The sequence below is a fragment of the Mycolicibacterium sp. SMGY-1XX genome (genome assembly GCF_059132455.1).
On the sequence record NZ_CP101139.1, the window covers coordinates 1,447,484 to 1,472,011 of the forward strand.

The following is a 24,528-nucleotide window of genomic DNA, read 5'->3' on the forward strand; positions in this document are numbered from 1 at the left end:
GTCGAGTATCGAAACTTCGAGGTGTCCATCGGGGGCGCCTATACATAGTCCGCGCCTATGGCGACCCGGGAACTTTTCTTCTTGTCCGGCGGTGGGCCGTGGCGCACTGTGGACGCACGGGAGTGGGATGTGTCACCGGCGGCACCGCCGGTCCGAGACCACCGGAGAAGAGGAAAACCGTTGCACGCCTTCGTGATGAGCGATATCGGGATAGGACGGCGAGAACGGGTCAAAGACCCCACGCCCACACAGGGTGACGTCATCGTCGCACCCGCGTACTCGGGCCTGTGCGGCACCGACGTGCACATGTTCAATGAGGGGACACTGACCCGGCCCGACGCGCTGCCGGTGGTGATGGGTCACGAATTCGTCGGGACCGTGGTGGAGATGGGTCCCGCCCAGCGCGGCGAGGCGCCGACCGGACTACGGGTGGGGGACTCTGTAGCGGTTGAACCGATGCTGCCCTGCGGCCGGTGCAGCCAGTGTCGGTCACGCCGTTTCAACCTGTGTGCGGACTGGTCGCACCTGGGCATTCTGGCCGACGGCTGCTGGGCCGACTATGTCAGAGTGCCGGCCTCGCGGGTCACCCCGCTACCGGAGGGCGTCACCATGTACGACGCCGCGCTGGCCGAACCACTGGCCTGTGCGGTCAATTTCGTGCAGCACCGGGGACGGTTGCGGCCCGGCGAGAGTGTGCTGGTGCTGGGGGCCGGCCCCATCGGACTGTTGTCGATCTGCATGGCAAGAGCCGCCGGCGCCTCGGTGATCATCGCCTCCGAGCCGCATGAGCATCGCCGTCGCTCGGCTCTGCAGGTCGGTGCCAATATCGCGGTGGACCCCCTGAGCCAGGACGTCCTCGACGCGATCCGCTCAGCAGTGCCGGGACAGCCCGGGGTTGACCTGATCATCGAAGCAACCGGATCCAAGGCTGTTGTCAGTCAGGCAATCAGCATGGCCGCGCCGGGTTCGCGAGTAGTGCTGTCCGGACTCGGTTCTGGTGGACCCACTCCGATCGACACCACCGACATCGTGGCCAAGGAGCTCTCGGTTCTCGGTGGGTTCGCCTCCCGGGAGGCAATGCCCATCGGCTTGGCCGCCATCGCCGCGGGACACGTCAGAACCGACGTGCTGGTGACAGCCGTATATCCGTGGGCCGAGGCCGAACGCGCGATGCGTGATGTTCTGGTCGACACGAAAACCTGCAAGATCTTGTTCTCACACAATTGATTTCACACGGAGGGATGAACATGACAAGGACCACCGACTCGCCCACGATGTTGACCGACCAGCCGCTTGCCGGTGTGTTGGTGGGCCGGGACTTCGACGGGTGGAGCGAAGACCTCAAGTCCGAATTCGCCACGAACGCCTTCAACGGCCAGGTGGGCGGCAAGTTGCTCAGCGAGACCCCGCGGGTGCGGGTGTGGGAGATCCGGTTACAACCGGGTGAGCGACTGGGAGCCCACCGGCACGTTCTCGACTACTTCTGGACTGCGGTGACGGCCGGTTCGAGCCGGCAGCACACCAGCGACGGCACCACCCGCGACGTGTCCTACGGCGCGGGGGAGACCCGGCATTTTCAGTTCGGCCCCGGTGAGTATCTGCTGCACGATCTGGAGAACATCGGCGAGCGCGAATTGATCTTCACCACTGTCGAATTCTTCGACAGTGCCAACACCGCGCTGGAGCTGTGATGGCCACGCGCCAGCCCGCCGTCGATGCATATTCACTCGAAGCCCGGGTGGTCGTCGTCACCGGAGCGGGAAACGGGATCGGCCGGGCCACCGCGCTGCTCAGTGGTGTCCGCGGCGCCTCGGTGTCGGTGGTGGACAAGGATTTCACCGCCGCGGAGGCCGTGGCAGCCGAGCTGAGTGACGCCGGTGTCAAAGCCATCGGCCTGCAGGCCGACGTCAGTGACGAGGCGGCTGTCGACGACGTGGTTCGCCGTACCGTGTCCGAGCTGGGCCCCCTGTACGGGTACGTCAACAACGCCGGAGTGATCGTCACCAAGCCGCTGGTCGAGACCACGGTCGACGACTGGGAGTTGACCATGCAGGTCAACGCCCGGGGCGCCTTCCTGGGCAGTCGCGCCGCTGTGCGGGAGTTCCTGCGTACGCAGAGCGCCGGGGCCATCGTCAATGTGGGATCGATCTCGGCCGCCGTCGGCCTGGCCGGCCAACCGGCGTACTGCGCCAGCAAGGGAGCGGTGCTGCAACTGAGCCGGCAGATCGCAGTCGACTACTCTCACCACGGAATCCGTTGCAACGTGGTCAGCCCCGGATCAGTGACCACCACGGTCCTCGACGCTTATCTCGGTGGACAACCAGATCCCGGAGCCGCGCGCGGCGCCATCACCGCCGCGCACCCGATCGGACGGTTGGCGCAGCCCGATGAACTTGCTGAAGTGATCTGCTTCGCGCTGTCGCCGGCGGCATCGTTTATCACCGGAGCCAATATCGCCGCCGACGGTGGATACACGGCCGCCTGATCAACGCGAGAAGTCGGTATATGGCATCGATGACCGTCGGCTTGTGCTGTACCGCGTCGACGAAGGCGCCGATGCAATCATCTTCGGTACCGTTCTCGAAATGGTAACCGGCACTGCTGAGTCCATACTCCACAACGGCTCTCGGTGACATCTCGCTGATGCCCGCTCCGGGCGCCATGCCCTGGATCCGCCGGTGCATGTGCTCCAGCGCCGCTGGCGTCAACAAGTCGGGGATGGAGGCGATCTCGGCAGGCACATAGTCGGGAACACCCCAGATGGGGTACGGCTCGTACAGGACCGTCAGCATGCGAACGCTGTCTGCTATCGGGGCGAAGTACTCCGCCATGGCTCCACGGCAGCCAGGCGGAGACCAGAAGGTCGACGTCACAGCGGCCCATCGCCTGGAACATCTTCTCGTGCGGCGCGCTAATGCGCTCGATCTCGTGGCTGTGGGACCGCAAGACCAACTCCACCTGTTCGGCAGCGGCGTCGTGAAAGGACAGCGTGATGTGTCTTACTCGTACCGGTCGACTCATCGATCGCCCCTCTCGGACAGTGCTGGATGGGGCCGAGCGTAACCCCCGACCGGCACTTCCCTGCAAGGGTGCCAACTTCCCGTGAGGAAGTGAGGTGGCGCTACAAGTGCTGTTTCGAGACAATGGAATTCATGGTTTTCCTGTTCCTCGAGGATGTGCAATGAAATCAGCTGTATCGCCCAAGGCGTACGACGTGATGGCGCCCACCTGTCCCAGCCGCAAGATCCTGAACCGCATCGGAACCCGCTGGACCATCTTCGTGATCGTGGCATTGGCAGCGAATCCGATGCGTTTCAACGAACTGAAAAGCCATATCCGGGGCATCACCTCAAAGACGCTGACCGAGACATTGCGTGCGCTGGAGTTCGACGGCCTGATCAACCGCACCGAACTCGTCGGCATGCCTGCGCCAGTGCTCTACAGCCTGACCGAACTCGGCCAATCGCTGCAGGTTCCGCTGGCGGCCGTCCGGCAGTGGGCCGAAGCACACGCTGATGACATCCTGGAGGCAAACTCGGTTGCCGACTCGGCGCTCCGCTGTCACCCTTGAGCCAATAGTGCTTCTTTGCAGCAGGTTTCGTTGAAGATACCGTGGGTGCATCTCTACTCTCGTGGGCGCACTGCTCACCTGAGGAGGAACTGAACATGGTTGACACCGATTCGCTGGCCGCCCGTGGTGGTCATCGGCGGCACCAAGAACATCGGGCTGGCGATCGCGCGCCGTGCCGCCAACGCGGGTGCCACGGTGGTGATCGCCGGTCGCGACGGCGCCTCGGCCGCAGCGGCGGCCGCTGATCTACCAGGTGCCACCGGCATTGCCCTGGACCTCGACGACGAGTCCACCATTGCCGAGGCGGCCGCGTCGATCCCGGTGATCGACCACGTGGTGATCACCGCCGCCGCTCATCACAACTCGGCGGTGACCGAGTTGGACAAAACCAAGGTCTTCGGCGCATTCCAGGCCAAGGTCGTGGGGCCGTTGCTGGTAGCCAAGCACTTCTCGCCGAAGATGTCGGCCGGCGGGTCCATGGTGTTGTTCTCCGGGGTGGTGGCGTGGCGACCTTCGGCGCCCTACAGTGTCATGGCGATCACCAACGGTGCAGTGCAATTCACCGCCAGTGCGCTGGCCAAGGAACTGGCACCCATCAGGGTGAACGCGGTCTCGCCAGGCATCATCGATTCCGGGGCCTGGGACAAGATACCTGCCGAGCAGCGGCAGTCATTCTTCGCGCAGTCCGCGCAGGGCACCCTGGCTGGTCGGGTTGGTGGTCTGGCTGATATCGCCGACGCCGTGATGTGGCTGCTGTCAGCGGGTTTCGTCAGCGGTGAGACCATCCACGTCGAAGGCGGCGCCCGCCACGCGTGAGATCGGGTCAGCTCTCGAGCAGGGCGTCCCGAGCCACCGAGCCCATGGTGTCCAAGGTGTCCCGGCGCTCTGCTGCGTCGAGATCCTCCTGGTCGCGCACCCCGTCGGTGACGGTCAGCAGAGTCAGCGCACGCACTCGGTGTTCGGCCGCCACCAGATACAGCGCGGCGGCCTCCATGTCGACGGCCAACGTCCCGTACCGAGCAGCAACTCGTAAGTGCGCGGCTGGTCGGCGTAGAAGCTGTCGGTGGAGTAGACGCTGCCCATGTGCACCGGTACCCCGCGGGTGTCGCAGCCCCGGCATGCCGCCTCGACCAAGGTGAAATCCGCCGACTGCGCGTAGAGCACCGGCACGAAGATCGAGGCGGACATGGCCGAATCAGTTTCCGTCAGGAACCTTGCGGCGATGTGTTCAGCCCGGCGGGGATCACCCGGCAGCAGTACGCGATCGTCGATGTCCCCGGGCGCGGCTTCGAGGTGGGCGCTCGATGCTCCCGTCAGGCTTCCTACAATTGCGCACTCACGGCATCCTCGAGCGCATGAAACTTACTGCTGCGCATGACTTCCGGAGTACCCGGTCTTGGGAGGTCGATCGGTATGACGGCGCTGACACGGCCCGGCCGTGGTGACATCACCACGACGGTGTCGGACAGGAACACAGCCTCGCCGATACCGTGGGTGACCAACAAGGTGGTGAGTTCGCGCCCGAACCAGATCCGCATGAGCTCCAGGTTCAATCGGCGCCGGGTCAGGTCGTCGAGCGCGCCGAGTGGTTCGTCGAGCGCCAGTGTGCGAGGCTCGGTGATCAAAGCGCGGGCGATAGCCGCTCGCTTGCGCATCCCGCCCGACAGCTGGGCCGGTTCGGCCGACTCGAAACCCTTCAGGCCCACCTGCAGTGCCAGCCGGATGTTGGGCTCGACACTGCGCCAGGGCAACAGCGCGGCGTCCTGAAAGGCGATCGACAGGTGGTGGCGTTTGCGTGCCTCTTCGGGCTCCTCGCCGGCCACCAGCACCCGGCCTGAGGTCGGCGTCTCGAGCCCGCCGAGGATTCGGGCGCAATGTCGACCCCGACCTCGGAAAGAAGTCCGAAGAAGGCGTGCGTAGCGGCCGGGGCTGACCTGTCACAGTGTGATACCTGATCACCCTTCGTTGACGATATCTGTCATACGGGTGCCGGCGCCGGCATCCCACGGGCCCATACCACCGACCTTATCGATGTGGATGCGGGTGAGATACCCGTTGTCATATCCCGCCGGCGGCCATTCGACCTCAGGGTTGCCGACCGACTTGGCGAGTCTGCGCTCCAGTTCCACGATGTTGGCCTCCTCGACCGTGGCCGTACCGGTGATCCGCAGGAACGGTTTGACCACACCCTCCCAGTGGTCCGGGTTCGGATCGAAGATGCCGACGACGACCAAGCTCTGCTGGCGCATGTTCTTCACCTTGACATGCTCTTTGAGGTGTCCGGTCACCAGTTCGTCGCCCCGCGGCGTTTCTTCCAGCCCGACCCAGACTGCGCTGACCTGCGGATTGCCCCTGGGGCTCAACGTCACCAGGGTGGCATTGGCACCGTCGCCGATGACCTCGCGAGCCGCCTGGTTCAATCTCATCGCTGATTCCGTTCTGTTGAGTACTTGTCAACCAAGGCTGCCAATAGTTGCTCCGATACGGCATCAGTGAAATGACTGTGGATTCGCCCAAATCCCACTACCGGGGTGCGACGATGCCGTGGTCGTAGGCGTACACGATCGCGGCGGCCCGGTCCCGCAGGTTCAGCTTGGTGAAGATGCGGCCGATGTGGGTCTTGACGGTGACACCGGAGATGAACAGGTCGTCGGCGATCTCGGCATTCGACCGGCCTTTCCCGATGAGGGTCAGCACGTCGAGCTCGCGGGCGGTCAGCTCGGTGACGGCCTCGGGTGTGCCGGCGGGGGAGCGGCGATACGTGCTGAGCACCCGCGAGGTCACCGCCGGATCGAGGTAGCTGTCCCCACGCGCGACGGCCCGGACCGCGCGGATGAGTTCCTCGGCTGAGGAGTCTTTGAGCACGAACCCGGCCGCCCCCGCACGCAGCGCCCCGGACAGCAGCTCGTCCTCGTTGAACGTCGTCAACGCCAGCACCGGCGGGGTGCCGCCCAGGCGCCGCGTCGCCTCGATCCCGTCGACGCGCTTCATCCGCAGGTCCATCACCACCACGTCAGGCAGATGTGCGGTCACCGCGGCGGGCACTTCGTCGCCGTCGGCGCATTCGTCGACGATCAGGAAGCCGTCCTTGCGCCGCAGGATGCGGCGCAACCCCGAGCGCACCAGGTCCTGATCGTCGACCAGCAGCACCCGGATCACGTCCTCGGTCATCGGCCGCACCAGGATCGGCCACCTTCGCCCAGCGGGATCTCGGCGCGCACCGACCACTCGTCGCCGCTGGGCCCGACGTCGAGAATCCCGCCGAGCAACTCGACCCGCTGCCGCATACCGCGCACGCCCCGGCCTTCGGAACTCTGCACCGCCACCGGTAAGCGGTTGTCCACGCTGATGCGCGCGGACGACTGCGAAAACGACAGCAGCACCGAGGATGTCGACTCCGGGGCATGTTTGGCGATGTTGGCCAGCGACTCCTGGGCAATGCGGAACAACGCCAGGCCCACCGCCGGGGAGACGCGGTCGGGAGAGCCGCTGACATGCAGCCGCACCGACAGCCCGGCCTTGACGAAATCGTCCACCAGCGGCGGGATGTCGTCGATACCGGGCTCGGGTGCGGTGCGCAGCGGCGCGCCGTCGAGCAACCCGACGGTGCGGCGGATGTCGGCCATGGCCTGCCTGCCCAGACGTTCGGCTTGCTCCAGGGCGTCCACCGCGTCGTCGACGTCGCGGTCTTCCTGCAACGCGCGCCGGGCTCCGGTGAGATGCAGCAGCGTGACACTCAGCGAGTGGGCGATGACGTCATGCACTTCGCGGGCGATGCGGCGGCGTTCGTCGGCGGCGGCGAGTTCGGCCAGGGCGGCTTGGTTCTCCGCTTGCCTGACCAGCAGTTGCTGCTGGATCCGCATCAGGAAGCCGACGAGCCAGCCCAGCCCCACCGCGGTCAGGTACAGCGGCAGCGCGTCGATGTGGTGCGACGCGGCGGCGACGAGCAACAGCGCGCATGCCGATGCCGCGGCCAGCGCTCCCGGGAGCACCGTGGTGTGCGAGGCGACGATGCCGATCATCACCACCAGCAGCATGGGGGCGATGTCGGAGTCGATGGGGGCCGGCGTGCTGAACAACAGGATGGCGGTGGCGGCCGAGGTGGTGAGCCAGATCAGCGCCGGATGAAACTTGATGCCGGAGAAGAAGAACAACAATGGCGGTGAGAATGCAATGAGCGCGGCGACCAGCGACGGCAGCAGACCCGTGTGCACTCGCTGTAGTCCGGCGGCGATCAGGATCGCCAGCAGGCTCACGTCGACGGTCACCACGAACGTCCACGTGAAGCCGTGGGGGATCAGCGCGCCTCTGGCGCGCAGCCGATCGACCACGTACTCCGTCACATCACGTAGCACCGTTCGATCGTAGAGAGTTCTCCCCGCGGGCACATCATGCCGGAGTAGGACAGCGGGACCGCCCGGGGGCGGATCCGGAAACCAGATCCGGGCACGACGCGGGCGCAGGTTCGGCTTCGTAGGTTCGAGCCATGACATGGTCACAATTGCACGAGCGCATGGCGCTGATGGGCGAATTGATCGATATCGCGGCGGCCGACGGTGACATTCCGCAAGCCCTCGCCGACAGGGCATCTGACATCGACCGGTTGTTCGGCAACGAGGAAGGCATCCTGCTGGCACTGCGGCACCGGTGGGTCACGATGCTGACCGCCAAACTGGATCAGGCTGTGCACGAGGATGTTCCGGCCGAACACGCACGCAATCAGTTGGTGCACGCCAATCCCGGACTCACCGCGTTGCTGGACATTGGGGGGCGCCGGTCGGTGCGCGTGCGCGCATTGCGGCGTGGGGAGAAGCACATCGTCGACGTGTACGACGGACCGCATCTGAGCCGTTCGGCGTGAGGGTATTTGCCCGTACGGCCCGCCTGGCGAGAGAAGTTCCAGGCGGACCGTACGGCCCCTCTCAATCACGTTCTGCGGCTGTTCTGATAGGTACAACCAGCAGCTCACCGCCGTGATTTCCGGTTGGCGGTGATTGCATCACGGTTGGCAGGAACTCAGCGTCGGGTCCACAGCGCCTGGCTCTGGGCGCCGACGGCCGGGTGGTGGATCTGCTGGAAGTTGCGGCCGCCGCGGCCGTAGGTGGCGACGACGGCAGCCGGGGTGGCTGCTTCGGTGAACGGTCTCGGCCCCCAGGTGCACGGCCGGATGTGCACAAGGTCGACGACCGCACCGTCGGGGTCGTAGCTGTAGGGGCCGTCGATCCGGCCCAGCCAGAACAGGCCGTCGCCGTCGCGCGTCCACACCAGTGAACCGTCCTCGGCCTCGGCGAAGCGTCGCACCCGGTTCTGCGGCGCTTCGCCGAACCCGCACATGCCCAGCGACAGCGCACGCGCCAGCGTCGCGGCGGGGTCGATGTCGTCACGCCGCGAGCGCAGGGGTGCGCGATAGACGTGAACTCGGTGCGCGTCGGTCATCGAGTTGACCCTAGCCGTCGACCCTGCCGTCTGGGTGGACAACGAGTAGGGTCGACGTGAAACGTGAGATGGTCTGTCGTCACAGGCTTTTGATGCACTGTTGAAGGTGGTGGCTCGAGTGGATATGCGAGGTCTGCTCGCCGAGTTGGTTGCGCTGCAGACCGTGTCCGGGGAGCCCGCGCCGCAGCGGGAGGCGATCGAGCTCTGCCTGTCCGTTCTCCGTGCGAAGGACAGCACCGTGCAGGTGGAGGCCGACCTGGGTGGCGCCCATCCGTGGGCGATCCTGACCAATGCCGCCCGGCCGGACGCCCGTCGAATGGCGTTCTGCTGTCATGTCGACACGGTGCCGACGGGGCCGCTGTCGGGGTGGTCGTATCCTCCGTTCGCCGCCGAAGTGCATGACGGACGGCTGGTCGGCCGGGGTGCCACCGACATGAAAGGCGGCCTGGTCGCGTCGTTGGCGGCAGTGGAACACGCGGTGGATCTCGGCGTCCCGGTCGCTCTGATCCTGACCTCCGACGAGGAGGTGGGCGCCGCCGGTGCGCAACGAGCGCGCCACGCCGCCGCCCAAGCGAACATCGGCGCGGTGGTCATCCCCGAGGCGACAGCCAACAGCGTCAGACTCGGGCATCGAGGCGCGCTGTGGTTGCGCATCAACAGCGTTGGGGTGGCCGCGCACGGCAGCACCCCGCACCTGGGGCGCAACGCAATCCTGACGCTGATGGACGTGATCGGACGTGCGCGCGTGGAACTGCCGCAGACAACGGATTCCCATCTGGGCACATCGACGTGGAACCTGGGGACGATCGCCGGCGGCGCTGCCCCCAATATCGTTCCGGCACAAGCCAGTTGCGTCATCGATCATCGTACGGTCGCCAACGGCGACGCCCTGCTCGACTGGTGGCGAGCGCAAGCCGAGGTCCACGAGGTCGACACGTTGATCGATCTGCCCGCGGTGTGGACCTCCGCCGAGGATGAGTGGGTATCGCGCCTTCCGATGGATGCCACCGCCGAACCAGTTGCCTACTTCACCGACGGGTCCGCATTCAGTGCCGCGCTACCCGGAGTTCCGATGGTGATCTGGGGGCCCGGCGACCCGGCGACCATGCATGCCGTCGACGAGTCGATTCTGCTCAGTGATCTCGATGCGGCGACAGACCACTACCGTCGAGCGGTTTCTCAGTGGAGTAGATAGGCGTCCGTGCGACGGTCGGCGAACGGATTGTTGAACTCATTCCATTCGCGGGCCGCCGGGATGCTGTCCAGGTCGAGGTCGGCGATGATGGTCTCCTCGGTGAGCGCGGGCGCCGGGCCTGCGGCATACCAACCGCTGGTGTTCGTGATGACGCTGCGGCCCAGGAACTCCTGGCCGCGTTCGGTTCCGCACCGGTCCGCGGCCACGATCGGCACACCGTTGCAGTGAGAGTTGGCGGTGCACAGCACATTTGCCATCGCCCGTCCCTCGGCGTCATTGCCCGCGGTCAGCGGCACCCAGTTGGTCGGGACGCAGAGCAGCTGCGCTCCGGCCAGCGCCAGCGTGCGGGCGGCTTCGGGGAACCAGATGTCGTAGCAGATCAGGATGCCGATGGCGCCCAGCGGTGTCTCGTAGACGGGCAGGCCCAGATCGCCGGGGCTGAACACCAGGTTCTCCCGGTTCCACAGGTGCAGTTTGCGGTACGTGCCGATATGCCCGTTCGGGCCCAGCAGAGCGCTCGAGTTGTACAGCCGCTCGCCGGCGCGCTCGGCGATGCCGAACACGATGTGCATGTCGTATCGGGCGCAGGCAGCCAGCAGGCGTGCGGTGGTGGGGCCGTCGGGAATCTCCTCGGCGACAGCGCGGCACTCGTCGGTGTCGGTGAACATGTAACCGGTGGTGGCCAGCTCGGGGAACACGGCCAACTGAACTCCGGCCTCGGCGAGCTCGCTCATGGCGTCGACCATGGCGTCGACGTTGTGCGCGACGTCGTTCATCACCGGGTTGGTTTGCACGCTGGCGACCCTGATCACGGGGCTCCCACTTTCTCGGGCTCGACTTGTTCGGAGGCATTCGGGCGGAACCGTCTGCGCCACGCGGGTTTGATCGATGTACGCCGCCAGGGCGTCAACAGCATCTCGGCCAGCGCCACGGCCCCGAATGCCAACAGCCCCAGGATCACCAGCAGGATGATGGCGGCGAACACCGAGGCCACGTCGAGCCGCGATTGTGCTTCCAGCAGCGCGACCCCCAGCCCTCCGGTGGTCGATGCTGTCCACTCGCCGAGCACGGCGCCCGTGACGGCGAAGGTGGCGGTCATCTTGAGCGCGGAGAACAGCGGGGTCAGGGTGGCCGGCAGCGTCACGGTCCGGAAGATGCGCCAGGGGGTTCCGCCCATCGCGCGAACCAGGGCGATCAGGTCCTTGTCGACGGATGCGAGGCCGTCGAGAACGTTGACGACCACCGGGAAGAACACGATGAGCGCGACGATGGTGAGCTTGGGTGCCAGGCCGAATCCCATCCAGATCACCAGGGCGGGGGCGACGGCGATGATGGGCACGGCCTGCGAGGTGATCAGAATGGGGTACAGGAAACGCTGAACGGTCTTGGACCACGACATCACCAGGGCGAAGAAGAAACCCGCCGCCGCTCCGATCAGGAAGCCCAGGACGAACTCCTTGCTGGTGATGATGGTGCCCGGCCCCAATTTGTCCCAGTCGTCACGCAGCGCTTCGAAGGTGCGTTGCGGGCTGGGCAGGACGTAGGGCGCGATGTCGAACAGCCGGACCGCGAGATCCCAGACCACCACGACGATCACCAACCCGAGCACCGGCAGCGCCAGCGTCGTGAGGCGGTTGCGTTTCATCACGCCACCTCCGACGGCCGGCCGTAGATCAGGTCGAGCACGGTTGACTTCAGCTCGACGTAGCGATGATCGGTGGTCAGGTGAATGTCGCGGGGACGGGGCAGATCCACCCTCATGACGGCTGCCACCCGCCCGGGCCGCGGTGTCATGACCACCACCCGGTCGCCCAGGAACAGCGCTTCGTCGATGTCGTGCGTGACGAACAGGATGGTCTTGCGTTGCTCGCGCCAGACCTGAAGCAACCACTGCTGCATCAGCATTCGGGTGTGGCTGTCCAGCGCGCCGAACGGTTCGTCGAGCAGCATCACCGGGTGGTCGAGAGCCAGCGTACGCATCACCGCGACCCGCTGCCGCATACCGCCCGACAGCGCGTGCGGGTAGTGATCGAGGTAGGCGCCCAAGCCGTACCGCTGCGCCATCTGGGCCGCCGAACGCAGGTCGTCCCGCGATGCCCGACCGCGGACGTCGGCGCCCAACACGATGTTGTCCAGCACGGTCCGCCAGGGCAGCAACAGATCTTTCTGGAGCATGTACCCGACGTGGCCGGTCTTGGCCTTGATGTCGTGACCGTTGAGGCTGACCGCACCCGCGGTGGGGGTGAGCAGTCCGGAGACGATGTTGAAGATGGTCGACTTGCCACAGCCGGACGGACCGACGATGCAGACGAACTCGCCGTCCTCGACAGTGAGGTCCACCGGTGCCAGCGCCTCGATACCGTCGAACGTGTGGGAGACGCCCTCGAGGCGCAGGCTCATGGGACGTCCTTGGCCGCGAGCCAGGACACGGTTTGGGACCACAGCCGGGCGAAGCCCTCCCACTGTGTGAATTCCGTTGGCGCCCAGTGCGGACCGATGTCGCTCGCGAAGGCCGCGCACCGGCCCTTACCGTAGCGTCCGACGGTCAACAGCGGGTGACCGTTGACCTGAGCCAGAACTTCCGACGCCGAGCGTGCCGACAAGCGCTGAAAGCCCAGGAGGGCCGGCCAGGTGTCGGGCAACCCCGTCGTGCACGGATGATCCGGCCCGAACAGTCGCGGTACCGCACCCTCGGGGCACTCCTCGCGATCGTCACCGTCTTCCATGAGGACCGGGAGTGCTTCTGCCAGCAGCGAATTCTTGTAGTTGGCCTTCGCCTCGATGCCTTGGAAACTGAGGTAACCGCCCACCATCATCAGCGACCCGCCGGCGCGTACCCAGTCGCGGAGCACCAGCAACCGGTTCGGATGCGCCTTGCCGCGCAGAAACACGTCATTGGGCATCAGCAGGGTGTTGGAGCCGATGTCGGACAGCACGACGACGTCGTAGCGCTCCAGCTCGTCAGTGGTGGTAGGGAAGTGCTCAGAGGCAACGTGATTGGGCATGAATGTCACGTCATGCCCGCCGGATTCCAGCGCTGCGGAGAAGTCCTTCACGCCCTCCTCGTAGGCGACGGTGGTGAATGAGTCGAACCCCTTGGTGTGGATCGAGGTGGTGGTCCAGGACTCGCCGGCGATGAGCGTTCGGGCCATGTACCGACTCCTTTCGTGGTGGTGAGATCTCGGGCTGCGAAGGTGGTCACCGAATCACGGTGCACCCTTCCGGCCCGAACCAGATGACGTCTTCGACCTTCACGCCGTAGAGGTGGTTGCCGATGAAGGGCTCGACGGCCCAGCCGCCCCACATCTTCGTCGTGTTGTGGCGGTCGATGTAACCCTGCGTGTAGGAGACGTTCTGGCCGATGGAGTGACCGATGTTGCCCAGGCGGTCCATGTGGCTCCAGCCGGTGCCGGCGATGCAGTCACGAAACACCGACCACAGTTCGTTGGCCGGCATTCCCGGGTACGCCGCGGCCAGCACGGTGTCGTGGATCGTCTGGATCTGCGCCTTGGCCTCTACGTAGTCAGGCTGGTCGCCGACGACGAAGGTGCGAGTGCAATCACCCCACCAGCCGTCGACTACGGGATGGACGTCGATGTAGCCGGAATCGATGTTCCACAGCATCCGGTCCGTCGGGGCCACGGTGGGAAAGCAGTCCAGGCTGCCCGCGCCGAAGCCGACGTTGACGATCGTCCACAGCCCGGTGGACCCACGCGCGCGGAGCGTCTGCTCGGCCCAGCGTGCCAACTCCCGTTCGGTCATGCCCGCCCACACCGCGTCGGCGGCCAGCTCGGCGACGTCGCGGGCCAGGAGCTGGGCTGTGACCAGGCCTGGCGGGGGCGTGACGGTCACGGTGTCGGGGGTCACGAGGGAGTCGTCGGTGAAAGACATGGTGGCGGCCTCTACTCGGGCAGGTAGTCGTTGGTCCAGTAGGCGCTGGGTTCGTCCACCGACTTCACCAGGTCCTGTGCCACCGCCGCGTCCAACAGCCCGCTCCACTGCGCGTCGCTCTGTTCGAAGGGCGGTTGCTGTGCCTTCAAGATCTCGGCGGTGGCGTTCCACGAGTCCACGATGAAACCCATGTCCGAACCCGGGTAGGCCTTCTCGAAGGTGGCCATCGCCGCCTCGGGATCGCTCAGCGCGTCTTCGAGGCCGCGCTTGGATGCAGCCATGAAAGCCTTTGCGGTGTCTGGGTTCTCCTCGAGCCAGTCGGTGTTACCCGCCACCACGAAGATGGGTGCGTTGGGTGCCCCGTGCTCACTGGCGGGCATGAAGAACGGGTCGAAGCCGCCGTTGACCCGGACGTCGGCGGACTCCGCGTTGGTGACACCGGTGATCACGTCGACCCGGTTCTCCAGAAGCAGCGGCACGGTGTTGTCCGCGGCGGTGACCAGCTGCACGTCGGACAGTTGCAGGCCGACGGAGTTCAGCATCATGGTCAGCTGAGCTTTTGACCAGGCGTCGTTGTAGATGCCGACGGTCTTGCCTTTGATGCTGGCGAGTTCGAACGGCTCGCGGGCGATCAAACCCCAGTTGTTCTGGTCTCCGTAGGCGCCGGTGGCGATCACCGGTGCGTCTTGATCCTTGGCGAACAGCACGTCGAGGGTGGTGGTGAACGCCATGTCGGCCTCTGCGGTTCCGAGGAACTTCATGGTGTCGGCGACGGTGGGAGGCGGCGTGATGGTGAGGTCGATGCCGGCGTCGGAGAAGTAGCCCTTGTCCTTGGCGACGACGAAGGGCGTCCAGAAAGCGTCTGCGACAGGCCATTCCATGACCATGTTCACCGGCGTCATCCCGTCAGCCGTCGGTTGGTCGGAATCGCTGCCGCAGGCGACCAGCCCGGCCGTGGTTGCGGTGATCATCAGCATGGCTGCCAGACGGGAGCGGAAGGTGCGTGTCATGCGTCTCCTCGATTGGTGTAATCGATTACAAAGCTGGTGCAACACACAAAAGCACTCGGTGGATGGCCGGGTCAAGACCCAGGCGTTTCCAGGATGTAAACGATTGCCTGCGGAAGGGTGCCGTGTTAGAAACTTGGGCATCAACGGTGAGAGGGGGAGCGTGCGTCCGACAATCAGACAGGTCGCCGAGCGTGCCGGGGTGTCGACGGCGACGGTGTCGCGCGCGCTGTCGGGGACGCGGTCGGTGTCCCCGGAACTGGCGCGTCGCATCGATGACGCGGTGGCAGAACTCGGCTACTCCAGCAACGGCATCGCAAGTTCACTGCGGCGCAGCCGCACCGACACCATCGGAATGGTCGTCCCCGATATTGCCAATCCGTTCTTCACCGCCTTGGTCAAGAACGTCGACCGGGTGCTGGCCGAACGCGGCTGGCAGATGTTGCTGTGTGACGCGCAGTCCGATTCGCGGATCGAGGCCGAACGCCTTGCGTCGCTGATCAACCGGCGCGTCGACGGGGTTATCATCAGCCCCACCAACGAGATCGACAGCGGGCCCGCGGTGCGGGCGGCGGCCTCACGGGTGCCCGTCGTGCAGATCGACCGGCGAGCACGCGATACCGACACCGACTGGGTGGGCATCGACGACGACTTCGCCGAATCGTTGATCGTGGCGCACCTCGCCGAGCTCGGAGTCTCGCGCGTGGCGTTCGTCAGCGCGACGCCCACCGATTCGTCCACGGAGTTGCGGCAGGCGGGACTGCTCAAACATGCACGGGCGCAAGGGCTCGACATCGACATGGCGTCGGTCTTGCTCGGTGAGTACTCCGTCGAGTGGGGCCAGAAGGCGGGCGCCCAGATCCTGGATTCCGGTCGCCGTCCCGATGCGATCGTCTGTGGCAACGACCTGATTGCCCTCGGTGTCCTGCAGGCATGCCGCGAGGCCGGTGTGCCGGTTCCCGATGAGGTGGTGGTGACGGGATTCGACGACATTCCGTTCGCGGCGTTGAGCACGCCGCCGTTGACCACCATCACCCAGCCGTTGGCCGATATCGCCGCCGAAGGAGTTCGACTGCTGGCGCAGGCCATCGACGGCAAGGCCACCGCACAGACCATCCGTGCCTCGCTCGGCTCGCGGCTGGTGGTGCGTCAGTCCACCGATCCGAGTGCGTCGAGCGGCATTCGATGACGGGTTCGGTGACGGTGGTCGGCAGTGCGAACGTCGACTGCATCGTCGAAGTACGCCGGCTACCCACCCCCGGTGAGACGGTAGCGGGCGGTGATCCCCGGTCCGCGGCAGGCGGCAAAGGCCTCAACCAAGCGGTTGCTGCTGCGCGACAGGGTGTTTCGACGGCATTCGTCGGTACGGTGGGTGCAGACGCCGGGGGCGCGATCGTGCGCGACGTCCTGGCCGCCGAGGGGATCGACAGTGCGGGTCTGGGCGTAGGCAGACAGGCCACCGGAAGTGCCATCGTGCTCCGTGACGGGTCCGGGGAGAACTGCATCGTCGTCTCGGCCGGAGCCAATGGCAGCACCGCTCCGGTGGTCGGTGCTGCCCGCCCCGGTGATGTGGTGCTGATGCAGCTCGAGATTCCCACCGAAACCGTGGTCGAGACGGCGCTGCGGTGGCCGGGCGTCGTCATCCTGAATGCCGCGCCCGCCGCGCCGCTACCGGATCACCTCTGGGCGTCCATCGATCTACTCGTGCTGAACGACAGCGAACTGAATTGGTACGTACCGATTGTCGACGGAGACGTCGCATCGGCGATGGCGAAACTCCCGGTCCGGACCGTCATCACCACGCTCGGAAGTGCCGGGTGCGCTGTCCGTGATGCCGACGGCAGCTACACCGCCATCGCCTGTCCGCAGGTCCGCGCCGTCGATACCACCGGCGCCGGGGACTCGTTCTGTGGTGTGCTGGCAGCGGGCATCGCCGCGGGTGTGGCTGTGGTGGAGGCCGCGCGGCGTGCGACGGTCGCGGCAGCGATGTCCACCCGCGATGTCGGCGGCCAGACCTGCCCGCGCGGTGCTGAGGTGGACCACTACCTCACGACGCCCCAGTAGCCCGAGCGCGCGTCGTTGTACGGGACACGCCGCGCGCAGCTGTACAGACACGCGCGCTCGCGGAGGTCAGGTGAAGGGTTTGCGGCGGTCCAGCCGTCGCGAGCCGGCGCCGGCGGCCCGCCACAGCCGCGCCACCCAGTCGGCGTCCTCGTCGGTCACCAGGTTGCCCATCACCCGCACCGCGATTCCCATCAGCACACTCGAGCGCATCGCCAGCGGGCCGGTCAGCGGGAGGAACTTCGGGATGGTCAGCAGCAGCGCCAATCGCCGGGCGACGGAGAAGCCGCGGGCGTAGTGCTCCTGCAGCACCAGCGGCCACACGTGCGACAGATCGCCGGTGCCCAGCAACTCTGCGGCCAGGCGGCCGGTCTCCATGCCGTAGTCGATGCCTTCACCGTTGAGCGGGTTCACACACGCCGCGGCATCGCCGATCAGCATCCAGTTGGGCCCGGCCACCCCGGAGACGGCCCCGCCCATGGGCAGCAGCGCCGACGACACCGCACGCGGCTCGCCGTCGAAGCCCCACTCGTCGCGCTTGAGTGAGGTGTAGTGCTTGATCAACGGCTTCAGGGCGATCTCGGCGGGCCGTTTCACCGTGGCCAGCGCGCCGACACCGATGTTCACCTCGCCGTTGCCCAGCGGGAAGATCCAGCCGTACCCGGGCAGCACGGTGCCGTCGATCGAACGCAACTCGAGATCCGAGGAGATCCACGGCTCGTCGGCGCGCGGGGAGGCCAGGTACGCGCGGCCGGCCACCCCGTACACCGTCTCCTGGTGCCACTGCCTGCCCAGCACCCGGCCCAGCGTGGAGCGGGCGCCGTCGGCGACGATCAGCTCCCGGCACGCCACCCGCTGCCCGTCGCCCAGCACCACCGACGTCACGCGGCCGGACGAATCTCGGTCGGCATCAACCACTTTGGCGCCCAGCAACATGCGCGCTCCCGAGGACTCCGCGACCGCGCGCACCCGGTCGTCGAGTTCGGTGCGCGGCACCGCTGATCCGGTGGCCGGGAACGACGGCCCGGGCCAGCGCACCTCGACCGCCGAACCGAACCCGGACATCCGCAGCCCGGCGTGCCGGATGTGCTCGTCGAGCCACGGACCCAGGCCCAGCTGTTCCAGCTCCAGGACCGCCCGCGGGGTCAACCCGTCGCCGCAGGCCTTGTCGCGGGGGAAGGTCGCGGCGTCGATCACGAGCACGTCGCGCCCGGCTCTTGCGGCCCACGCCGCGGCGGCCGAGCCGGCCGGTCCGGCGCCGACGACCACCACATCGGCGGCGCTGGCGGGGAAGGGTTGCATGGTGCCCAGTATGTTGGACCCGTGAGGACACCGGCGAGTGTGGTGGCGGGAGTTGATTTCGGCGACGCCGAGTTGGCCGAGAGCGTCCGCTCGGGAGTGTCGCGGATCGAACAGCTGATGGCGACTGAGCTGGGCAAAGCCGACGAGCTGATGTCCGAGGCGGTACACCACCTGTTCCTGGCCGGCGGCAAGCGGTTCCGCCCGCTGTTCACCGTGCTGTCGGCGTCACTGGGGCCTGACCCCACCAACGACGACGTGGTCATCGCCGGCGCCGTCATCGAGATGGTGCACCTTGCCACGCTGTACCACGATGATGTGATGGACGAGGCGCAGGTGCGCCGCGGCGCCTCCAGCGCCAACGCCCGGTGGAGCAACAACATCGCCATCCTGGCCGGCGACTACCTGTTCGCGACGGCCTCCCGGCTGGTGTCCCGACTGGGCCCGGACGCGGTGCTGGTGATCGCCGATACGTTCGCTCAACTGGTGACGGGCCAGATGCGGGAAACCCGCGGGGCCACCGAGGGCGTCGACCCGATCGACCACTACCTCAAGGTGGTCTACGAGAAGACCGCCTGCCTGATCGCCGCGTCCGGCCGGTTCGGTGCGACGTTCTCCGGCTCCGACACTGGCCAGATCGAGCGGCTGTTCCGCCTCGGCGGCATCGTCGGCACCGCGTTCCAGATCTCCGACGACATCATCGACATCGACAGCGACCCCGAGGAGTCGGGCAAGGTGCCGGGCACCGATCTTCGCGAAGGTGTGCACACCCTGCCGGTGCTGTACGCGCTGCGCGAAACCGGGCCGGACGCGGATCGGCTGCGGGAACTGCTGGCCAACCCCATCGATGACGACGCCGCGGTGGCGGAGGCCCTGCAGCTGCTGCGCGCCTCGCAGGGCATCGTCGAGGCCAAGAAGATGGTGCGCGGCTACGCCGAACAGGCCCGTCAGGAGCTCGCCGGACTGCCGGATCTTCCGGGTCGCCGCGCGCTGGAATCGCTGGTCGAATACACCGTCAACAGACACGGCTGACTCCAGGGAACCCAAATTGCCACGTGTGTCGTTAAATCAGCTGACACAGTCGCAATTTCCTGCAGGAGGACGCTGATGACCTGGCACCCGACCGGCAACCGGATCAAGACGTTTCTGCTCTTGATCGGGTTCACCGCGCTGATCGGTTTCGTCGGGTTCCTGTTCGCAGGCGCCACCGGCAACACGGTGTGGATCTGGGGTGCGCTGGTGTTCGCTCTCGGCATGAACGCCTACACCTACTTCAACAGCGACAAGCTGGCGCTGCGCGCCATGCACGCGCAGCCGGTCACCGAAATCCAGGCGCCGGTGATGTACAAGATCGTCCGCGAACTCGCCACCGCCGCGCACCAGCCGATGCCGCGGCTGTACATCTCGGATACCGCCAATCCCAACGCTTTTGCCACCGGGCGCAACCCACGTAACGCCGCGGTGTGCTGCACCACCGGCATCCTGCAGATCCTCAACGAGCGTGAGCTGCGCGCCGTGCTGGGTCACGAACTGTCGCACGTCTACAACCGCGACATCCTGATCTCGTGTGTCGCAGGCGCCATGGCGTCGGTGATCACCGCGCTGGCCAACATCGCGTGGATCGCGGGCATGTTCGGCGGCAACAACCGGGAAGGCAACGGCGGCAACTTCTTTGTGATCCTGCTGATCCAGCTGCTGGGTCCCATCGCCGCCACAGTGGTGCGCATGGCGGTGTCGCGTTCGCGGGAGTACCAGGCCGACCAGTCCGGTGCCGAGTTGACGGGTGATCCGCTGGCGCTGGCCTCGGCGCTGCGCAAGATCTCAGGGGGAGTGGAGCAGGCGCCGCTGCCGCCGGATCCGAAGCTCGCCGACCAGGCGCACCTGATGATCGCCAGCCCGTTCCGCGCGGGCGAGAAGATCGGCAAGCTGTTCTCGACCCACCCGCCGATCGCCGACCGGATCCGCCGGCTCGAGGACATGGCCGGCCGGGGCCCGGGGCACTACTGATCCGGCGTCAGCCCTCCGACGGGGACGACGTGTCGGCGGAGGGCTTGTCGCCTTTGGCCTTGTCCGTGTCCTCGTCGTTGCCGGCGTCTTTGTCCTTGTCCCGGTCGCGGTGCTGGTTGTAGCGGTCCCGGTCTTTGTCGTCGGCGTCGTCGGACTGGTCGTCCTTGGGGCCGGTAGCGGGGGTGTCCTCGGCCGGCTCGTCGCCGTCCGGGGTTTCCTCGGTGGCATCGTCATCCGCCGGCTCTTCTGCGACGGGCTGCTGGTCTTCTTCGGCGGGTGTTTCCTCGGCCGGGGTTTCCTCGGCGGGCGGGGGCACCTCGGCCTGCGGGTCTTCCGAGGGTTCGGCTGGTGTGGACGGTTCCGGCTCGCTGGAGGGGGTGTCGTCCTCGTCGGCGACGGGCTCGTCGGTCTCGGCGTCCTCGGCTCGGGCCAGGGTGGTGTCGGCGGCCGGCGAGTGCGGCACGAACAGTGACTCGATGCCTTCCTTGACGCCGACCAGGAAGTCGAGGACCGCCTTGATGGTCTCGGCCGGTGTCGGCAGCAGGTTGTTGCTGGTGCCGTCGGTGGCGTCGCGGTAACCCCAGTAGACCAGCGCCGTCAGCGCCGGTTCGATGATGTCGGCGAGCTCGTTGCCGAACAGCCCGAAATAGTCGCGCAGCGGCCGGACCAGCGGCAGTGCGCCGTTGTCCTCGTAGGTCACGTAGGTGACGCCGTTGCGGGTCTCGACCTTCGCCTTCACCAGGCTGCCGTCGGGGTTCTTGAAGGTGACGTAGAGGACGTCGCCCACCCGCTCCGTCGTGACGCCCAGGTCATCGCAGGACAGACCGGCCCGGCACGTCACCGTGCCATCGGGGTTGACCCGGACCGGCGACAGCGCCCGATTCAGGTACTCGGCCACCGTGTTCGTCAGGGTGATGGGGTTCAGCAGCGTCACCGGCGCGTACGCGCCCAGGCCGAACTTGTACGAAGTGACGACATCGCCGGGCCCCGGAGCGGGGACGGGCTGGGGCGGCGGGGTGACGATCGATTCGCCGATCTGCAGTGACGGCACATCGAAGGTGACCACCGGCGCGGGCACCACCTGGGCGGGCGGAACCGCGGGCGCCAGGCTCGGGGTGAGCGGGGGCAGCGAGGGGGGCGTCACGGTCCAGCCCTGCTGGTTGAGGAACGGCAGCGAACTGGCGACACCCAGCGCGCTCGAAGGCACGGTGCCGTAGGAGCCCTCGGATTCGTCGAGCGCGTTCCACATGCCGAACGGTCCGGTCAGGAAGTTGATCATGACGCCACGGCCGTCTGAGGGCAGCAGCCTGCCCTGGATGGCGTCGGCGATACCGCCCACGCCGTCGATGTCGCCGGAGCCGCCGTCCATCAGGAGTGCGGCGAGCAGCAGCGGCGGGGCCGCCGTCAGGGGCTGGATCACGGTGAGTCCAGCGACGCTCGCGGCAACTGCCGCTGTCGTCAGAATGGACGACCGCAAATCCCCTGCCACGTCACCGCCTCCCCGCGTGATCCTGATAATTCGCTAAGCAGTGTAAGCCCACTTACCCGTTGCTGGGAAGTATTCGAGATGCCCGCTCAGCTGCGGGTCTTCCGGGTTATTGACGTGTGCGCGGCGATTGTCGCCTCGGTGCGGATCTGGCGATTTCCTAAGTATGTCTCAGGGTGCATCTCAGGTGTCTCCGGTTAACTCCGCGCCGCGCGGGTGACTGCGGCGAATTCTCGTGCTGGAGTAACACCGAGCACGGCCCGGAGCGAACCTCTAGTGTGAGCAATGTGCTGAGCAGAGTTTCGATCGCGGTAGCCGCTGCGGGCGCGGCGCTGACCTGCGCCGCGGGAACCGCCGCGGCCGAACCCGCGCCGCCGCCTCCGCCCCCGCCGCCGAACATCAACGGCTACGCCATGGCGGCCCCGGCTGACTACGAGGTGCAGCCCGGGCTCTACGCGTTCACCACTCCGCAAGGGCTCACCTGCGTCGTGAGCCGCAGCACCGCCTACGGCTGCAACGGCCCCATCCCTGGAGCGCCCAACGGAGCCAACCTCATCACCGGCGGGGCCACCGGCATGCCCGGCTTCTCGAGCTCGCCGCGGCCGCTGTTCGTCTCCGACAAGCCCGCCAACCCGCTGCCGGCCAACACCCGGATCAGCTACGGCACCATCAGCTGCGGCGTCGACGGCGCCGGTGCGGCCATCTGCACCAACAGCTTCGATCAGACCGGCTTCGTGCTGGGGCCGACCGCGAGCTGGAATTTCGGCGCGGTGAACCCGCTGCTGGATCGCCCTGAGGGCACCAACCCCTACATGAACTGAGTGTCTCGCTCTACGCCCGCGACCTCAACGAAGTGAGTGCATCGCCAGGGTGGGCTGGCTCAACGTTCGGGTGGTTGCGGACAACTCAGGACGAGATCATCCGGCGGGTGCGGGATACGCGGTCGCAGCGCGGGTTATGACGCCGGCACGAATCGCTTCGCGATCGGCAACCACTTCTCCAGGTCGGCCGAGTTCTCGTAGTCGGAGTCCAACAGGTAGAGGCTGGGCGCCGGGCAGCTGGCGCCGATCTCGACGAGCACCGGGCGCAGTGTCAGCTCCGGCGCCAACGCGTGGGCATACGAGCCACCGAGCATCAGCGGGAACGTGGTGATCTGCCCCAACTCGCCGGCGCCGAACTGGTCGAGGAACAGTTTCAACAGGCCGGTGTACGTCGCCTTGAAGGTCGGTGACGCGACCACCAGCGAGCTGGCGGCTTTCACGATCTCCTTGGCCTCGGCGACCTTCGGATCACCCCAGCCGAGCAGGCCGGCGCCGAGGTCCACGACGTCGATGACGTGCTCGGGTGCGGAACCGCTGAGCTTCTGGGCCACCAGTTCAGCGGCGGCACGGGTGCGTGAGTTGGGCTTGGGATTGCCTACGACTACGACTGTCACCCGCACAGTCAACACCGAAGTGTTTCTGCTGTCGCGTTCCACTAGCGGCCGATGTGTACCTACGCTTGAGGTACCGATCACAGGAGGTAGAGGTGGTTCGCGTTCGGGAGGCTGCAGTTGTCGGTGTGTCGGTCGCGGTGCTGACCGGCTGTGCAGGCACCCAATCGCCACCCGAGACGCAGACCACCACCAGCGCTGCAGCTTCCGCACCCGCACCCGCGTCGCCGGTTCCGGCACCTGGTGCTGGATTCGCCGACGTGGTTGAACGCCTCGCGCCCAGCGTGGTGACCGTCCGGATCCCCGACGGCGTGGGCAGCGGCGTGGTGTTGCAGCCGGATGTCATCGTCACCAACGCTCACGTCGTGGGGTCGGCCCGGGAAGTGGTGTTGGAGTTTGCCGACGGAGAGGAATCCGGCGGTACGGTGCTGGCGTCCGATGAGGTGACCGATCTCGCGGTGGTGCGCAGTGAGCGCGCCGGGTTGCCGGTCCCGGAGTACCGCTCGGAGTTGCCGCGGCCCGGTGAGTACGCGATCGCCATCGGTAGTCCGCTCGGTTTCCAGAATTCGGTCACCGCGGGAGTCATCTCGGGGTTGCACCGCGACATCCCGGGTTCTGCCGCGCAGTCGTCCTCACTGGTCGACCTGATTCAGACAGACGCCCCGATTTCGCCCGGGAACTCCGGCGGGGCGCTGCTGGATGCCGAGGGGCGTGTCGTCGGCATCAATGAGGCCTACATTCCGCCTGAAATAGGTGCGGTCTCTTTGGGTTTCGCGATCCCGACCAGCACCGTGCTGGACATCACGGCGCAGCTTCTGGACTCCGGGCGCGCCGCGCACCCGTTCTTGGGGGTGTCGCTGGGGCAGTTGACGCCGGCGATCCAACGGTCGCTGGGCGTGGAGTCCGACCGCGGCGCGCTGGTCACCGCGGTGGATCCCGGTTCACCCGCGGCGGCGGCGAGTCTGCGCCCGGGTGACGTCATCGTCGATCTTGCCGGCGAACCCGTGCAGGATGTCGAGGACCTGCTCAGGATCCTGCGCAGTACGCGCGTCGGTCAACAGGTTCCGGTCACCGTGGTACGGGGCAGCGATCAACAGACCGTGACCGTCACCGTCGGCGAGCGGACGCGCTGACCGCCGCGTC

28 protein-coding genes and 1 pseudogene are annotated in these 24,528 nt (G+C 66.7%); 13 read left to right on the top strand and 16 right to left on the bottom strand.

Annotated elements, in window-relative coordinates:
• Positions 1-180 precede the first annotated feature (180 nt).
• From NL241_RS07140 to NL241_RS07150, 3 genes are read left to right on the top strand one after another with little or no spacing between them, the layout of a single operon-like run.
• Complete coding sequence (locus tag NL241_RS07140) at positions 181-1,227, top strand: zinc-dependent alcohol dehydrogenase (RefSeq protein ID WP_494397149.1); 1,047 nt, start codon at positions 181-183, stop codon at positions 1,225-1,227.
• A gap of 20 nt (positions 1,228-1,247) precedes the next feature.
• On the top strand, positions 1,248-1,691 hold the full coding sequence (locus tag NL241_RS07145; protein ID WP_494397150.1) for a cupin domain-containing protein: 444 nt from the start codon (positions 1,248-1,250) through the stop codon (positions 1,689-1,691).
• Positions 1,691-2,485 (top strand): SDR family NAD(P)-dependent oxidoreductase, encoded by a 795-nt coding sequence (locus tag NL241_RS07150; RefSeq protein ID WP_494397151.1) that lies wholly within the window; start codon positions 1,691-1,693, stop codon positions 2,483-2,485. Before NL241_RS07145 ends, NL241_RS07150 begins: the two co-directional genes overlap by 1 nt.
• Here the strand turns inward: NL241_RS07150 and NL241_RS07155 are convergent.
• On the bottom strand, positions 2,439-2,792 hold the full coding sequence (locus NL241_RS07155) for a glycine betaine ABC transporter substrate-binding protein (RefSeq protein ID WP_494397152.1): 354 nt from the start codon (positions 2,790-2,792) through the stop codon (positions 2,439-2,441). The two genes, NL241_RS07150 and NL241_RS07155, sit on opposite strands and share 47 nt — an antisense overlap.
• 323 nt (positions 2,793-3,115) lie before the next feature.
• Here NL241_RS07155 and NL241_RS07160 point away from each other — a divergent pair, with 323 nt between their 5' ends.
• A complete protein-coding gene (locus NL241_RS07160) occupies positions 3,116-3,571 on the top strand; it encodes a winged helix-turn-helix transcriptional regulator (RefSeq protein ID WP_494397153.1) in 456 nt (151 codons plus the stop codon).
• Positions 3,572-3,670: 99 nt separating this feature from the next.
• The gene (locus NL241_RS07165; protein ID WP_494397154.1) at positions 3,671-4,387 is read left to right on the top strand and encodes an SDR family oxidoreductase; all 717 of its coding nucleotides are present in this window, start codon (positions 3,671-3,673) and stop codon (positions 4,385-4,387) included.
• Between the two features lie 7 nt (positions 4,388-4,394).
• Here NL241_RS07165 and NL241_RS07170 read toward each other — a convergent pair whose 3' ends face one another.
• The 5 genes and pseudogenes from NL241_RS07170 to NL241_RS07190 form a co-directional block, all read right to left on the bottom strand.
• Positions 4,395-4,691 carry a phosphorylase family protein gene (locus NL241_RS07170; protein ID WP_494397155.1) on the bottom strand — a complete coding sequence of 99 codons (297 nt, stop codon included), beginning with the start codon at positions 4,689-4,691 and terminating at the stop codon, positions 4,395-4,397.
• Positions 4,692-4,893: 202 nt separating this feature from the next.
• A pseudogene (locus tag NL241_RS07175) lies at positions 4,894-5,508 on the bottom strand (ABC transporter ATP-binding protein); the annotation flags it as partial.
• 18 nt (positions 5,509-5,526) lie between these two features.
• Positions 5,527-5,997: a pyridoxamine 5'-phosphate oxidase family protein gene (locus NL241_RS07180; RefSeq protein WP_494397156.1), complete on the bottom strand. Its 471-nt coding sequence runs from the start codon at positions 5,995-5,997 to the stop codon at positions 5,527-5,529.
• 97 nt (positions 5,998-6,094) lie between these two features.
• Positions 6,095-6,742 carry a response regulator gene (locus NL241_RS07185; RefSeq protein ID WP_487691559.1) on the bottom strand — a complete coding sequence of 216 codons (648 nt, stop codon included), beginning with the start codon at positions 6,740-6,742 and terminating at the stop codon, positions 6,095-6,097.
• The gene (locus NL241_RS07190) at positions 6,739-7,926 is read right to left on the bottom strand and encodes a sensor histidine kinase (RefSeq protein WP_487691558.1); all 1,188 of its coding nucleotides are present in this window, start codon (positions 7,924-7,926) and stop codon (positions 6,739-6,741) included. Before NL241_RS07190 ends, NL241_RS07185 begins: the two co-directional genes overlap by 4 nt.
• Positions 7,927-8,057: 131 nt before the next feature.
• Here NL241_RS07190 and NL241_RS07195 point away from each other — a divergent pair, with 131 nt between their 5' ends.
• The gene (locus NL241_RS07195) at positions 8,058-8,432 is read left to right on the top strand and encodes a hypothetical protein (protein ID WP_487691557.1); all 375 of its coding nucleotides are present in this window, start codon (positions 8,058-8,060) and stop codon (positions 8,430-8,432) included.
• A 155-nt stretch (positions 8,433-8,587) separates the two neighbouring features.
• On the opposite strand, the gene NL241_RS07200 is transcribed toward NL241_RS07195, so the two are convergent.
• Positions 8,588-9,007 carry a GAF domain-containing protein gene (locus NL241_RS07200; RefSeq protein ID WP_494397157.1) on the bottom strand — a complete coding sequence of 140 codons (420 nt, stop codon included), beginning with the start codon at positions 9,005-9,007 and terminating at the stop codon, positions 8,588-8,590.
• Positions 9,008-9,116: 109 nt separating this feature from the next.
• Here NL241_RS07200 and NL241_RS07205 point away from each other — a divergent pair, with 109 nt between their 5' ends.
• Positions 9,117-10,202 carry a M20 family metallopeptidase gene (locus NL241_RS07205; RefSeq protein WP_494397158.1) on the top strand — a complete coding sequence of 362 codons (1,086 nt, stop codon included), beginning with the start codon at positions 9,117-9,119 and terminating at the stop codon, positions 10,200-10,202.
• Here NL241_RS07205 and NL241_RS07210 read toward each other — a convergent pair.
• The 6 genes from NL241_RS07210 to NL241_RS07235 are packed head-to-tail and all read right to left on the bottom strand — an operon-like array spanning position 10,187 to position 15,103.
• The gene (locus NL241_RS07210; RefSeq protein ID WP_487691554.1) at positions 10,187-10,996 is read right to left on the bottom strand and encodes a nitrilase-related carbon-nitrogen hydrolase; all 810 of its coding nucleotides are present in this window, start codon (positions 10,994-10,996) and stop codon (positions 10,187-10,189) included. The two genes, NL241_RS07205 and NL241_RS07210, sit on opposite strands and share 16 nt — an antisense overlap.
• A 14-nt stretch (positions 10,997-11,010) precedes the next feature.
• Positions 11,011-11,847 (bottom strand): ABC transporter permease, encoded by an 837-nt coding sequence (locus NL241_RS07215; protein WP_494397159.1) that lies wholly within the window; start codon positions 11,845-11,847, stop codon positions 11,011-11,013.
• On the bottom strand, positions 11,847-12,602 hold the full coding sequence (locus NL241_RS07220) for an ABC transporter ATP-binding protein (RefSeq protein WP_487691552.1): 756 nt from the start codon (positions 12,600-12,602) through the stop codon (positions 11,847-11,849). Before NL241_RS07220 ends, NL241_RS07215 begins: the two co-directional genes overlap by 1 nt.
• A complete protein-coding gene (locus NL241_RS07225; RefSeq protein ID WP_494397160.1) occupies positions 12,599-13,354 on the bottom strand; it encodes a glutamine amidotransferase in 756 nt (251 codons plus the stop codon). The genes NL241_RS07220 and NL241_RS07225 overlap by 4 nt, the downstream gene beginning before the upstream one ends.
• A gap of 46 nt (positions 13,355-13,400) precedes the next feature.
• Positions 13,401-14,093 carry a M24 family metallopeptidase gene (locus NL241_RS07230; RefSeq protein ID WP_494397161.1) on the bottom strand — a complete coding sequence of 231 codons (693 nt, stop codon included), beginning with the start codon at positions 14,091-14,093 and terminating at the stop codon, positions 13,401-13,403.
• An 11-nt stretch (positions 14,094-14,104) separates the two neighbouring features.
• Complete coding sequence (locus NL241_RS07235) at positions 14,105-15,103, bottom strand: ABC transporter substrate-binding protein (protein ID WP_494397162.1); 999 nt, start codon at positions 15,101-15,103, stop codon at positions 14,105-14,107.
• A gap of 160 nt (positions 15,104-15,263) precedes the next feature.
• Here NL241_RS07235 and NL241_RS07240 point away from each other — a divergent pair, with 160 nt between their 5' ends.
• Both NL241_RS07240 and NL241_RS07245 read left to right on the top strand, forming a co-directional pair.
• Complete coding sequence (locus NL241_RS07240; RefSeq protein ID WP_494397163.1) at positions 15,264-16,289, top strand: LacI family DNA-binding transcriptional regulator; 1,026 nt, start codon at positions 15,264-15,266, stop codon at positions 16,287-16,289.
• Complete coding sequence (locus NL241_RS07245; RefSeq protein ID WP_494397164.1) at positions 16,286-17,164, top strand: ribokinase; 879 nt, start codon at positions 16,286-16,288, stop codon at positions 17,162-17,164. The genes NL241_RS07240 and NL241_RS07245 overlap by 4 nt, the downstream gene beginning before the upstream one ends.
• A gap of 66 nt (positions 17,165-17,230) precedes the next feature.
• On the opposite strand, the gene menJ is transcribed toward NL241_RS07245, so the two are convergent.
• On the bottom strand, positions 17,231-18,463 hold the full coding sequence (gene menJ, locus NL241_RS07250) for a menaquinone reductase MenJ (protein WP_487691545.1): 1,233 nt from the start codon (positions 18,461-18,463) through the stop codon (positions 17,231-17,233).
• A gap of 21 nt (positions 18,464-18,484) precedes the next feature.
• Between menJ and grcC1 the strand changes: the two genes are divergently transcribed.
• Both grcC1 and htpX read left to right on the top strand, forming a co-directional pair.
• Positions 18,485-19,492: a nonaprenyl/(2E,6E)-farnesyl/geranylgeranyl diphosphat synthase gene (gene grcC1 / locus NL241_RS07255; protein ID WP_494397165.1), complete on the top strand. Its 1,008-nt coding sequence runs from the start codon at positions 18,485-18,487 to the stop codon at positions 19,490-19,492.
• A 75-nt stretch (positions 19,493-19,567) separates the two neighbouring features.
• Positions 19,568-20,467: a zinc metalloprotease HtpX gene (htpX, locus tag NL241_RS07260; protein ID WP_487691543.1), complete on the top strand. Its 900-nt coding sequence runs from the start codon at positions 19,568-19,570 to the stop codon at positions 20,465-20,467.
• A gap of 7 nt (positions 20,468-20,474) precedes the next feature.
• Here the strand turns inward: htpX and NL241_RS07265 are convergent, their stop codons facing one another.
• Positions 20,475-21,887: a hypothetical protein gene (locus NL241_RS07265; protein ID WP_494397166.1), complete on the bottom strand. Its 1,413-nt coding sequence runs from the start codon at positions 21,885-21,887 to the stop codon at positions 20,475-20,477.
• 353 nt (positions 21,888-22,240) lie between these two features.
• Here NL241_RS07265 and NL241_RS07270 point away from each other — a divergent pair, with 353 nt between their 5' ends.
• On the top strand, positions 22,241-22,774 hold the full coding sequence (locus tag NL241_RS07270) for a hypothetical protein (protein ID WP_487691540.1): 534 nt from the start codon (positions 22,241-22,243) through the stop codon (positions 22,772-22,774).
• Between the two features lie 134 nt (positions 22,775-22,908).
• Here NL241_RS07270 and NL241_RS07275 read toward each other — a convergent pair whose 3' ends face one another.
• The gene (locus tag NL241_RS07275) at positions 22,909-23,388 is read right to left on the bottom strand and encodes an NADPH-dependent FMN reductase (protein WP_487691539.1); all 480 of its coding nucleotides are present in this window, start codon (positions 23,386-23,388) and stop codon (positions 22,909-22,911) included.
• Between the two features lie 257 nt (positions 23,389-23,645).
• Between NL241_RS07275 and NL241_RS07280 the strand changes: the two genes are divergently transcribed.
• Positions 23,646-24,518, top strand: a complete 873-nt coding sequence (locus NL241_RS07280; RefSeq protein ID WP_494397167.1) for a S1C family serine protease — start codon at positions 23,646-23,648, stop codon at positions 24,516-24,518.
• Positions 24,519-24,528: the final 10 nt, after the last annotated feature.

Excerpts from the sequence above, each read along its gene's own strand:
- NL241_RS07145 (WP_494397150.1), top strand. The coding sequence starts at position 1,248 with ATGACAAGGACCACCGACTCGCCCACGATGTTGACCGACCAGCCGCTT.
- NL241_RS07150 (WP_494397151.1), top strand. The coding sequence starts at position 1,691 with ATGGCCACGCGCCAGCCCGCCGTCGATGCATATTCACTCGAAGCCCGG.
- NL241_RS07155 (WP_494397152.1), bottom strand. The coding sequence starts at position 2,792 with ATGCTGACGGTCCTGTACGAGCCGTACCCCATCTGGGGTGTTCCCGAC.
- NL241_RS07170 (WP_494397155.1), bottom strand. The coding sequence starts at position 4,691 with ATGCCGGGGCTGCGACACCCGCGGGGTACCGGTGCACATGGGCAGCGT.
- NL241_RS07180 (WP_494397156.1), bottom strand. The coding sequence starts at position 5,997 with ATGAGATTGAACCAGGCGGCTCGCGAGGTCATCGGCGACGGTGCCAAT.
- NL241_RS07185 (WP_487691559.1), bottom strand. The coding sequence starts at position 6,742 with ATGACCGAGGACGTGATCCGGGTGCTGCTGGTCGACGATCAGGACCTG.
- NL241_RS07195 (WP_487691557.1), top strand. The coding sequence starts at position 8,058 with ATGACATGGTCACAATTGCACGAGCGCATGGCGCTGATGGGCGAATTG.
- NL241_RS07200 (WP_494397157.1), bottom strand. The coding sequence starts at position 9,007 with ATGACCGACGCGCACCGAGTTCACGTCTATCGCGCACCCCTGCGCTCG.
- NL241_RS07215 (WP_494397159.1), bottom strand. The coding sequence starts at position 11,847 with ATGAAACGCAACCGCCTCACGACGCTGGCGCTGCCGGTGCTCGGGTTG.
- NL241_RS07220 (WP_487691552.1), bottom strand. The coding sequence starts at position 12,602 with ATGAGCCTGCGCCTCGAGGGCGTCTCCCACACGTTCGACGGTATCGAG.
- NL241_RS07225 (WP_494397160.1), bottom strand. The coding sequence starts at position 13,354 with ATGGCCCGAACGCTCATCGCCGGCGAGTCCTGGACCACCACCTCGATC.
- NL241_RS07230 (WP_494397161.1), bottom strand. The coding sequence starts at position 14,093 with ATGTCTTTCACCGACGACTCCCTCGTGACCCCCGACACCGTGACCGTC.
- NL241_RS07235 (WP_494397162.1), bottom strand. The coding sequence starts at position 15,103 with ATGACACGCACCTTCCGCTCCCGTCTGGCAGCCATGCTGATGATCACC.
- NL241_RS07245 (WP_494397164.1), top strand. The coding sequence starts at position 16,286 with ATGACGGGTTCGGTGACGGTGGTCGGCAGTGCGAACGTCGACTGCATC.
- menJ (WP_487691545.1), bottom strand. The coding sequence starts at position 18,463 with ATGCAACCCTTCCCCGCCAGCGCCGCCGATGTGGTGGTCGTCGGCGCC.
- htpX (WP_487691543.1), top strand. The coding sequence starts at position 19,568 with ATGACCTGGCACCCGACCGGCAACCGGATCAAGACGTTTCTGCTCTTG.